At 48.2% G+C, this 11031-nt stretch carries 10 protein-coding genes and 2 pseudogenes; 5 read left to right on the top strand and 7 right to left on the bottom strand.

The annotated features are described in order from the left end of the window. On the top strand, positions 1–816 hold an 816-nt coding region (locus J1785_RS08610; RefSeq protein WP_217219226.1), incomplete at its 5' end, for an ATP-grasp fold amidoligase family protein. 43 nt (positions 817–859) lie between these two features. On the opposite strand, the pseudogene J1785_RS08605 reads toward J1785_RS08610, so the two are convergent. The 5 genes and pseudogenes from J1785_RS08605 to J1785_RS27040 all read right to left on the bottom strand — a co-directional run. Continuing rightward, positions 860–1494: pseudogene (locus J1785_RS08605) on the bottom strand (transposase); the annotation flags it as partial. A 308-nt stretch (positions 1495–1802) separates the two neighbouring features. After that, positions 1803–2423, bottom strand: a complete 621-nt coding sequence (locus tag J1785_RS08600) for a class I SAM-dependent methyltransferase (RefSeq protein WP_217219225.1) — start codon at positions 2421–2423, stop codon at positions 1803–1805. Between the two features lie 2 nt (positions 2424–2425). Continuing rightward, entirely contained in the window at positions 2426–2689 is a 264-nt protein-coding gene (locus J1785_RS08595) for a hypothetical protein (protein WP_217219224.1), read from the bottom strand. Between the two features lie 432 nt (positions 2690–3121). Then, a complete protein-coding gene (locus tag J1785_RS08590) occupies positions 3122–3988 on the bottom strand; it encodes an NmrA family NAD(P)-binding protein (protein ID WP_217219223.1) in 867 nt (288 codons plus the stop codon). Between the two features lie 71 nt (positions 3989–4059). Continuing rightward, positions 4060–4257: a twin-arginine translocation signal domain-containing protein gene (locus J1785_RS27040; protein WP_118663968.1), complete on the bottom strand. Its 198-nt coding sequence runs from the start codon at positions 4255–4257 to the stop codon at positions 4060–4062. 122 nt (positions 4258–4379) lie between these two features. Between J1785_RS27040 and J1785_RS08580 the strand changes: the two genes are divergently transcribed. The 3 genes and pseudogenes from J1785_RS08580 to J1785_RS08570 all read left to right on the top strand — a co-directional run bounded on the left by J1785_RS08580 (position 4380) and on the right by J1785_RS08570 (position 7975). After that, positions 4380–5294 carry a LysR family transcriptional regulator gene (locus J1785_RS08580; protein WP_338020341.1) on the top strand — a complete coding sequence of 305 codons (915 nt, stop codon included), beginning with the start codon at positions 4380–4382 and terminating at the stop codon, positions 5292–5294. Positions 5295–5709: 415 nt separating this feature from the next. Further along, positions 5710–6408, top strand: coding sequence for an HAD family hydrolase (locus J1785_RS08575; RefSeq protein ID WP_217147022.1), 699 nt, complete (start codon positions 5710–5712; stop codon positions 6406–6408). Between the two features lie 332 nt (positions 6409–6740). Further along, positions 6741–7975: pseudogene (locus J1785_RS08570) on the top strand (IS110 family RNA-guided transposase). A gap of 163 nt (positions 7976–8138) precedes the next feature. On the opposite strand, the gene J1785_RS08565 reads toward J1785_RS08570, so the two are convergent. Beyond that, complete coding sequence (locus J1785_RS08565) at positions 8139–8801, bottom strand: glutathione S-transferase (RefSeq protein WP_217219221.1); 663 nt, start codon at positions 8799–8801, stop codon at positions 8139–8141. Between the two features lie 187 nt (positions 8802–8988). Between J1785_RS08565 and J1785_RS08560 the strand changes: the two genes are divergently transcribed. After that, positions 8989–9555 (top strand): TetR/AcrR family transcriptional regulator, encoded by a 567-nt coding sequence (locus J1785_RS08560; protein ID WP_118663971.1) that lies wholly within the window; start codon positions 8989–8991, stop codon positions 9553–9555. A 238-nt stretch (positions 9556–9793) separates the two neighbouring features. Here the strand turns inward: J1785_RS08560 and J1785_RS08555 are convergent. After that, on the bottom strand, positions 9794–11031 hold a 1238-nt coding region (locus J1785_RS08555; RefSeq protein ID WP_217219220.1), incomplete at its 5' end, for a tyrosine-type recombinase/integrase.

Genomic DNA, 11031 nt, shown 5'->3' with positions numbered 1-11031 from the left:
GACTTACGCTACCGGAAGCGAAAGCATCAACAAGAGTTTCGCCGGGTGCCTGACTTTAAAAACCCTCAAAGCCTGAATGAGAAGATAAATAACAGGATGATTTTTGAAAGAGACCCTTTCTTTACGATGCTGGCGGATAAAATTGCAGTCCGGGAGTACGTGAAAAAAAAGATAGGAGACGATTATCTTGTCCCACTTCTGGGGTGCTACGAAAGAGCGGAATTGATTGATTTTAATGAGCTTCCTGAGCAGTTTGTGTTGAAGTGCAGTCATGACAGTGGCAGCGCGATTATCTGCAAAAAAAAGCATCAGTTCGATGAGTGCGCCGCAAAGAAAAAGCTTAATGCCCACCTTAATAAGAATATGTATTATGTCACGCGTGAATGGCATTACAAAAACATAAAACCCTACATCATCTGTGAAAAATTTATCGATGTCTTCGTGGGTAACCCCTTACACCTGATTCCTGAAGTCTATCGCGTTCATTGTTTTTCAGGTAAAGCATACATTACCGAGGTTGATTTTACCGATGCGATGAATAATGAGTATGTCAATGTTTATGATCCGTGCTGGAAAATTCTTCCTCTCACCATGGGATATAATAACTCCCCGCATAAAATCGCCGAACCTGATTTTTATCGTCATATGATTGCCCTTGCTGAAAAGCTGTCGGAAGGTATTTCTTACTGTCGGGTGGATTTCATTGCCAATGCAAACCAAGTTTTTTTTAGTGAGATAACCCTCACGCCATGTAACGGAAGAATACAGATATCTCCGGTGTATTGGGACTATTTCTTGGGGGAGTTGTGGGTGTGATGTAAGCACACCTGTTTTAGTTCCACGCACTTTTTGAGACTTCCTCGATCGTCACGCATTCACGAATAAAATTATCGACTACAGTCAGGGCACGGATCCGGCGTCCGTTGAACAGATTATCAGCAACGAAATCCATGCTCCAGCACTGATCCACAGCGGTCACGGCCGGGCGGATACGCCTGTGCCTGGCCGTCACGTGCCGCCGCAGCAGGATATGGATCCGCTGCACGCCAGAACGAATGCGGGTTTCTGCAATCTCCCGTATCCGCTGCGTGAGGGCCCGGTCATCGCGGCAGCTACGGTAGTGGTAGACCGTTCGGCTCTGCATCATCAGCCGGCATCCCCTGCGAACCCCGATGCGGTACGCCGCCAGCGGCAGGTATTCGACCGCCTCGCGTTTCTGCACCGGCCTCAGAACTTTTTTCGGATGACGTCCTGCAGCAATTCTTTGTCCAGACTGAGATCGGCGACCAGCCGTTTCAGGCGGTGATTCTCTTCCTCCAGCTGGCGCAGCCGACGCAGTTCTGTCACGCCCATGCCGCCAAACTTCTTCATCCAATTGTAAAAAGTGGCTTCAGAAATCCCCATCTTTCAGCACACTTCCTCCACGCGAGTGCCGGTTTCGGCCTGTTTAAGGGCAAAGGCTATCTGTTCTTCGGTATAACGGGTCTTTTTCATGGTTGATATGCCTCTCAGTGAGATGAAAGAAAGACCGGATACTTCAGTTTAGACTGGCACTGTTTTCAGGGAGGAGATCAATGCTCATAAACGTGCTGCGTTAGGAAGTATTCAGGGCAAGATTGTGCTCACGAATTTTTGATTCTCACTTCTCCAGGCTGTGATTCATTGAGGTTAGGTGAATCACAGTAAAATGAAGGTAATATGCTAATGAGAGCGCACATTTAATCAAGGACAGCAGACCTTTATTCTATCTTTTATCCTGTAACCTCAGATCCTGAAAATGGGGGACGCAGCCCCCTTTAACATTAGCGTTTTTTAATCACCGCAAAATAACTTAGCCACTGCTTGTCGGGGACGTTTTCCGCTGCGCCAATGACGGTTTCGGCCTCAAACTCATGCAATGACTCAACGATAAAGCGTTCACGGAAGGTCTCAAAAATCTCATCAGCGTTAACACCAGCATCGAACCCGGTTTCTTTTTTACAGGCCAGAACATAAAGTCGTCCATTATCGCTGAGTAATTTACTCACGATATCCAGGTAAGCAGCTTTTCTCACCTCATCGCCTGAAAAGATATGAAACAGTCCACTGTCAATAATGGTCCGAAACTTCCGATCCCAACTGCCAATAGTGAAAAAGTCTTTAACCATAAAGTCGATGTTAAGACCCGCAGCCTTCGCCTTCGCGGTAGCACGCTCGACAGCCTCTTCGACAAAATCAATCCCGGTAACCTGCTCACCACGCTTAGCAAAATAAGCGGCAAGCGTACCTGTGCCACAGCCAATATCTAATATTGGCCCACGTATATCAGAGGCGCTTTCGATGAAAGGTTTTTGCGGGCGACCGATATCCCACACTGGCTTAGCATTATCGACATAATGCTCTCTGAACCCTGCTTGATGTGCTTTACTGTCGATGATGGTCATGATTATTTCTCTTCCTTGTAGTCACTGATATAGGCGTTAGCACCTTGTGTTCGTGCAGAGCGTTCATCCGGATTTATTTCCGCCTGGATTTCATGATCCATACGCTGGTTATACATCTGAATAGCGCCATCTAACGCCCTCCGGATAACTGCCCCTAAAGGCACATCGATCCCTAAGTCGCCCTCTAATTTTTCCTTCCAGTCTGTGAAAACCTTCAGTTGCTCATCAGTTAATCTTACGGTTACTACATTATTTTTTCTGCTCATGTTTTCCTCAGCGTCAATTCCAAATTAATGTATACATAGTATACATTGATTACAAAAGAGGCAACCTGTGATTTTCTTAAGGATGATCTACTGCCCAAAGTTCGAGGCATTAAACATGATCAACGGAGGTGAATTCAGGCAGATATGACATCAAAAGCAGGCTTCAGCAGGTCACAAAATTAGAGGATATTTCGACGTCTGCTTTTCGCTCATAGCAAACATCAGCCTGCTTATGTGCTGATTCTGACAACTGCCAGCGGCGACCCAGCCGGAAAACAGGCCGGCCGCCGCTAGAAAGAACCATCAGAACAAAGAAACGGTGTTAAATCTGGGCAAAATGCCTCAATAACTCGCGCCAAAACCAATATGAGGGATACTTAAACCCTGAGACTTTATGCTCTTCATGGGTACCTGCTTTTAAATGTAGAAATATTAATTTCCAGCTTTCAATAAACTGCGAAGCACCTCTTCCAGTTGCGTATCGCCGATAGCCCGCTCATCTTCACTCCCTTCGAAGCAAATCCAGCCTTCGTTAAAGCCATCGATCATCTGTATACGAGGCGAAGGAAATTGGTGCCCCTGCTCACGAAATAACGTTTCCCAGGCATGACGGGCAACGGCTTCGGCAACAACCGGGCGGCCTAAAATTTGCGAGAAGGCACTGGCAATATCATTTGGCGAGACGCGACATGGTCCCTCCAGCTCAACGACGCGTTTTCCAGTCCAGTTCTGCTGCAATAACGAGGCCGCTAACTTACCAACATCGGCGGTGGCTACCATCGGAACGGCTTTATCCAGAGGTTGTAAAAAACTTTGAATTACGCCTTTCTCGCTGGCAGAGACAACATCCAGGGCACAGTTCTCCATAAACCATCCTGGACGAAGAAACGCGACCGGCAGCTCCAGGCCGTTCAGCGCCTTTTCCATCAAAGTGCGCTGAGTTAGCAGGTTAATCTGTAATGCCTGCGCGCCGATGGTAGAAAGGCATACGACTTTCTCTGGTTCAGCGCTACGAATAGCCTGGACAAGAGCATCGATGATACGGCATGCAACCGGAAACCCCGGCGCCGGGTCAAAATCTGAAGGAGGAAGGATGAACACCCCTTTCGCTTCTTTAAAAGCTTCAGCCAGAGCGCCAGCATCGTCCATCTCTGCAATCGCGACTTCACATCCAAGCGCCCGCCATTCCCCAGCTTTGGCGGCGCTACGTATGACGCCGCGAACGGGAAGATTCTTGCTCAGTAATGTGCGGGTAACAACGCCGCCCACTTTGCCGGTAATTCCAGTGATAACAAACATTTATTAATTTCCTTTTTCTGAAAGAACATCGGTCAAACGTTTTTAATGCCCGGTAGAGTTCACGTTCAAACTCACCGTAAAGCTTCACCACTGCATCGTCGTAAAAAGACAGCGTCTGGGTAAAAATCGCGCCGGACATGCGGCGATATTTCGAACCGATGGGAGGTGTTATCTGATGACCCTGGCTTAGTGGCTAAGCCTGTTAGCGCTGAACTTGCAATAATAGATGCGCCTTTGAGCAAATCCCGGCGAGACACGGCATGTGGCATGTGAAGGTTTCCTCAAAGCGGTCAGTCAGTGAGCGCGAGTATAAGGAAGATAATTTGTTGACAGAATGCTCAAGCACTCACCACATTAGTGACATAAAATCATCTATCAACAATCAGGAGAAATGATCATGAGCTTTGACGGGCGGCAATTGTCGAATGTCAGCGTGCTGGCGGCGATTGTGCACAGCGGCAGCTTTGCCCGGGCAGCAGAATCTCTCAACATGTCTGCTTCAGGCGTAAGCAGGGCAGTCACCAGACTGGAAACCAGTATTGGTGTAAGGCTTTTTGACAGAACCACTCGTGCAGTTAAGCTGACTGATGAGGGCAGAAGGCTGTATGAAGAGATAAGCCCTCTGCTGGCGGGTATCAGTGATGCTATCAGTCTGACTTCCGGAGCTTCTACCGCCGTTACCGGGCGCCTGCGTGTGAATGTTGATCCTTTTTTTTCACGACACATTCTGGCTCCGGCTATTAATGCGTTTATGAAATCCTATCCGGGTATTTCAGTGGAAATTGTTGCGCGCGATCAGCTCGGGGATCTGGTCTCAGAAGGATTTGATATTGCTGTACGGTTTGGTAACCCGCCTGCGTCTTCTTTGATCGCCCGCAGATTACTTGAAGTGCCCACTAAAACTGTGGCGTCTCCGGAATATATCCAACTGCATGGCGAGCCTGAAACACCGGCGGATTTAATTCACCATTCCTGCATTCAAGTCAGAAGTTCAATGACCGGGCAGCCATTAGCATGGGAATACGCATTAAAGGGAAACGTTATTCCTGCCAAAATATCCAGCCGTCTGATGGTGAATGATTCTGGCACACTGATCGGGGCCTGTGTGGCTGGCGCGGGAATAGCACGAATTAAAGCCAGCGGCATTGAAGATCTCCTGGCCCAGGGGCGTCTGGTCGAGTTGCTTACTGGCTGGGAAAGCGAAAGTTTTCCACTTTATGCGTTATATCCGTCGCGGCGTCTTCCCCCCGCTAAGGTGAGAGCGTTTGTAGATTTTGTAAGTAGAATCTTAGAGCGCGGTATATAAGCTCAGGCGCGGCTGCGCTACTCGCCATTCAGCTTCAGGATGATATGTGGCACCGGCTGGCGCCTCATGCCGCTGCGTGGTATACAAAGGGCTGGCTGCGCACTGCTCGTCGGCCTTTTAAAACCATTCTCAGATGAACGTCAGCGTTGTGCCCAGGTTGTGTGAAAACCCTGACCAAAAACTGAAGTGCGCACGTCTACGCAAAATCTGGAATTGATCGACTGGTTAGTAGAGCCGAATTTTACGTATGAGCGCGGTTTTCAGCTCTGTTTTTGGCAGTTTCAGCGGCCAAAAAAGTTTTCACACAACCTGTGCCAGGAGCGGATGTTGCTAAGTCCGCAACGCATTAATTAGAGGGGGGCAGGTCATTCTGAGTAGTTTGGATATAAATATCCCCTTTAACACGAGGTTGAATATGTTCCCTAAAGCCGTCTTTTTTGACTTAGATAATACGCTCACTCACAGAGCTTTGAGTATTGCTCGATATTCAGAAAGATTTCATTTCGCCTTTCGTGACCACCTTAAAGAAACAAATGCAGGTAATATTAACGCTATTATTATTCGTGAAGATAATGGCGGCTATCTTCCTAAAAACTCGCCATTTTCCTCAATCCGCGAAGCAGTGAGTCACACTTTAGCATTAGAGCTAAAGTGGATAAAACCCCAACTTGCCGAGACAGTCCTGGAGCATTGGGTGAATCACTTCCACTCAGCAGCTGTTCTTATGCCAGGAGCTAATGAACTGATAGAAGAACTTATGAGGCGTGATATTGCTATTGGCGTGATATCAAATGGCGCTGAATGGTCACGCCATCAAACCTTAGAAGCACTTTCTCTTTCAAAAAAGATACGGGTGATGATCTGTTCTGAAATGTTTGGCGATAGTAAGCCGTCGCCAAACATATTTCTCGCGGGTGCAAACCTGCTCAATTTACATCCTCAGCAATGTTGGTACGTAGGCGACCATCCAGTTAATGACTATCTCGGAGCTAAAAAAGCTGGAATGAAAGCCATTTGGCTTAGAGGATTTCATGAATGGCCTGGAAACTGTGTTAGTCCAGAATGTTCAGTAAGTTCTCTTAATGAGCTTACTACCCTGCTTACGCAACGATGAGTCGACCTGCCCTACATTGAATAACACTACAAGTCATTAAACGTCCTCTCCTGGCACACAGCAGACAAACACGTGACGCTGAAGGTCTGCTGTGTGCCAAATATAGTCATTCGAACCCTGAGAGTTACACTTTTAAGTGATTCAGGGTATGCGCTTACTGGTTACGAATATTGTGCCAGAATCATGTGGTTTGATGATTGCCGCTTTGCTTTCGAGCCAGTAAGTGCTCCACGTTCGCTAACGAATACTCAGGGCATGCAGACAAACTGCTGACTATATTTCTTTCGAAGAGCGTGGAATGCATACCAATCCCCGGTGAAAAGGAGTTGGTTATGACTGCGATAGATCAGTTTGCTGCTCATGTTGGTCTGGACTGGGCGGATAAAAAGCATGATTTTTGCGTTCAGTTTAAAAACGGCGAACGCACATTCCATGTGATTGAACATACAGCAGAAGCGCTTGATGCCTGGCTCAACGCGTTGCACAAACAGGTGAAAGGCAAAATAGCTCCCTTGAGCTGAAGAAGGGCCCCGTGGTGTATGCTCTTCAGAAATATCCGTTTATCACTGTTTTCCCTGTCCACGCTTTGTCCCTGGCTTGTTACCGGCAAGCCTTCTCGCCCAGCGGCGCTAAAGATGACCCGCAGGATGCTGAGCTGGCATTAGAGTTAATGCTGCGTTATCCCCAAAAGATAAAAGCCATTGAACCCGACAATGCGGATATCCGGTTACTCCAGCAACTGGTTGAGCAGCGTCGTCAGTTGGTTGAAGATAAACGCCGCTTTGTGAACCGGATAATCAACACGCTTAAACAGTATTACCCTCAGCCCCTGGAGTGGTTCTCACATCGGGGTAGCTTACTGTTGTGTGAACTGATTATGCGGTGGCCCAGTCTGCAACAACTGAAACGCGCCAGGCGCGACACGATCCGCAACTTTCTGAATGCCAAAGGTGGCCGCGCAATAGCCCTTACCGAGCAACGTGTTGCGAGTATTGATAACGCGATCCCATTGACGACAGACCCGAGTGTTATAGAGGCTAATGCTTTGATGGCAACAGCACTGGCGACACAAATTAAAGTCGTGAGTGAAATCATCAAAACCTATGACGAACGAATCGAAACGCTGTTTGACACATTGCCAGATGCGGGGCTGTTCAAATCACTTCCGGGCATGGGGCCGTGTATGGGCCCACGTATGCTTGCTGCACTTGGTGATAACCGAGACCGGTTTAACAGCGCTGAAGAAATTCAAAACTACGCAGGTATTGCACCGGTGACAGAACGAAGTGGCCAGAAATCCTGGGTTCACTGGCGATGGCAATGTGCGAAGTTCGTCAGGCAGACCTTTGTTGAATGGGCTGCCAAGACGGTTAACTCATCATACTGGGCCAAATTGTATTATCAGGGGCAGCGAGAAAAGGGAAAATCTCATCAATCCGCGATCCGGGCTCTGGCATTCAAATGGCTTAGGATCATTTACCACTGCTGGAAGACCAGAACCCGCTATGACGAAGCGAAATATTTGCTGGCACTGGAAGAGCGAAAATCGCCCTTACTGATGCCGTAAAAAACTTGTCGAATGTCTCAGGGCGTGAAGCGGACGTAAGCCGTTTTTAACGAGTATCGTTGAACAGTGCGGTCATTCAGCGTATAGCTTCTAAGCCGGAATCAACTCTCCTTCTCAGTTCCAGCTCCTGCGCAGTGGTAAGCGAATAAAGCAGGTACAGTAATCACGCCTTTCTCTGCAAACGTTCTTCATCAACCATCGACTTCCACTGCTGAACGGATTGCCTTGCCTGCATTCGGTTATACCACTCACGCAACGCGGCACACTCTGACGGTAAGGGAAGCTTCACTAACGTAGAAAAGATCATCCCCCCGATTACCGCAATATCCGCCATTGAGAAAGTATCACCAGCAACATAAGGTTGCATTTGCAGAACGCGGTCAAAGTAATGCATCCCCCTGACAGCCTTGTCACGCATGCGGTTGCCCCACTCAGGATTCTGATACAGTTCAACCTCTGGTCCTAACCCTGGTGTGGCGTGATGGAAATACACGCTTACTGCATCGAGGAACTCAATTTCAGCACGCTTCGTCATCATATGAATGATGCCCTTATCTGCTGGGGTTGTACCGGTCAGACTGAATGGCGGGGCCAGCGCATCCAGATACTGCGTGATAGCCGTACACTCCGCAATGAGCGTACCGTCATCAAGCTTCAGAACAGGCAGCGTGCCTGAATAGTTGATGGCGAGGAATTCGTTTTTTTTATGCTCACCAGTCAATAAGTTAACAGGGACAAATTCTGTTTTGGAAAGCATCCCTTTCTCGGCAAGCGCGATACGGACACGTGCAGGATAGGGGCCGTTATACCAGTCATAGATTTTCATCGGAGGGGGTTCCTTAATGTCTGTGAGGACAAGTTGATAATTGAAAGGTAATATCTACCTACCACATGGTAGTTGCTGGGGTTAAGAGTGACCTGGTTTTTAACGGATGTCAATATCTACCTGTCAGTTGGCAGGTTGCTTCGGCACGCGTATAGTGACGTCATGAACATTTAAGCAAGAGGCTAAGATGAGCGTAAATGCACGGGAAGCGATACTGGCCGAGGCGAAGTGTGCGGCTCAGAAGCACGGGTATAACGGGATAAACTTTCGCAGTATTGCAACGGAGGTGGGCATTAAAAATGCCAGTATCTATTATCATTTTGCCAGTAAGGCGAAGCTTGGTGCTGCGGTTGCTCAACGCTACTGGCAGGATACCGCGCAGCATCTTGAGACTATACGCAGTACGAGTGCCAGCGCAGGCGAAGCCTTAAGGCGTTATCCCGCTATTTTCCGTAAATCCCTTGAAGAGGATAATAGGCTGTGTTTATCCAGTTTCATGGCCGCTGAATATGAAGATCTGCCTCAGGAAGTTAAGGCCGAGGTGCAGGCTTTTGTTGATGCCAACGTCGCGTGGCTGAGCCACATGCTCAGTGAGAAATGTGCAGGTGATTCTGAGGATTACAAAAAGCAGGCTCTCGCTATTTATACAGCCGTTGCGGGCGCTCAGCTGATAGCGCGTACCCGTCAGAACATTGAATTGTTTGACGAACTGATGGTGACTTATCAGCAGGCAGGTCTGATCCCCATCATCTAGACAGTAAGCTGCTATGTATTCTGCAAATAGAACATCCGCTTTTCGCTCATAACAGACCTAATCCGTTTCCGTGGATAGTTCTGTATGAGAAGCGGTCTTCACACTTTCGATTCACGCTGGACAGTCTGGCTGACGATGCTCATAAACGGCTTAACAATTTATCCGAACTGAAACTAGAAAAATGCCGTAACAGTACAGACTGATACGGCTATTTTTGTGGTTTATTTTGTCAGAGGGGTTATCCCATTGTGCAACTGATTTCCTTCCCACAAATATAAGGTGGGGCATACGCTTTCCGGCACATATCCAGATAATCCGACCACCATTGCATCATCGCTTTACGGGCATCGAGATATTCTGCTTTATGGATGTAAGCCGCTCGAACGCTGTTACGCTCCTGGTGACTCATCTGCCGTTCAACCGCATCCTGCGCCCATAGGCCAGACTCCATCAGGGCACTACATGCCATTGCCCGAAATCCGTGGCCGCAGATTTCATCTTTTGTGTCATAGCCCATCAGGCGTAGCGCCTTATTGACCGTGTTTTCGCACATCGGTTTATACGGATTATGATCGCCGGGGAATATAAGTTCCTGATGTCCGGATATTTCCCGTATCTGTTTCAGAATAGCAATAGACTGACAGGAGAGTGGAACGATATGTGGAGTACGCATTTTTGCACCACGGCCAGAGTAGCGGACGCCGGGGATGGACTCGCGAGTAGCAGGAATGGTCCAGATTCTATTTTTGAAATCGATCTCAGACCAATGGGCGAAGCGCAGCTCGCTGGAGCGGATGAACAGGTGAAGGGTAAGTGATACGGCCAGGCGGGTTAACTCTCGTCCTTGCTGGTAGTCCTTAATGCGAATCAACAGTTCCGGCAGTCGCTCCAGCGGAAGGGCAGGGTAGTGGCGTTTAACGGGAGGGGCGATGATACCGTCCAGATTGGCAGCCGGATTCTGCTCTATCAACTCATTATGTACGGCATGACGCATGATGTTGCACATATGCTGCCGCGTACGTGCTGCGACTTCCAGCAGACCTTTTTGCTCAATGCCTTTCAGCAGGTCGATAAAGTGACGAGGTTTCAGTTCAGCTACCGGCAAGTGTCCAATCACAGGAAATATATGATTGTTCATGCTGGCAAGCAGACGGGTTGCATGGTTCTCTGACCATGTTCGGTTGCTTTTATGCCAGTCCAGTGCCACATACTTGAAAGTTTTTTCTGGTGTGGAAGTGGTTCTTTCAGCAGAGCGCTGTTGTGCTGGATTGATATTTTGCGCGAGGAGTTTACGGATACCATCACGCTGTTGACGAGCATCAGCCAAAGACAAATCAGGGTAGGCACCCAAGCCGAGGCGTGATTCTTTTCTATTGATACGATATTTGAGATACCAGAGACGTGAACCGCCGGGATTGATCAAAAGGTACAGGCCGTGAGAATCGGAAACTTTGAAGGGTTTTGCGGATGGCTTTA

Source organism: Rahnella perminowiae, assembly GCF_019049755.1.
GTDB classification, from domain to species: domain Bacteria; phylum Pseudomonadota; class Gammaproteobacteria; order Enterobacterales; family Enterobacteriaceae; genus Rahnella; species Rahnella perminowiae.
Note: the sequence above shows the minus strand (reverse complement) of the source record. Positions and strands in the feature narration are given on the sequence as shown.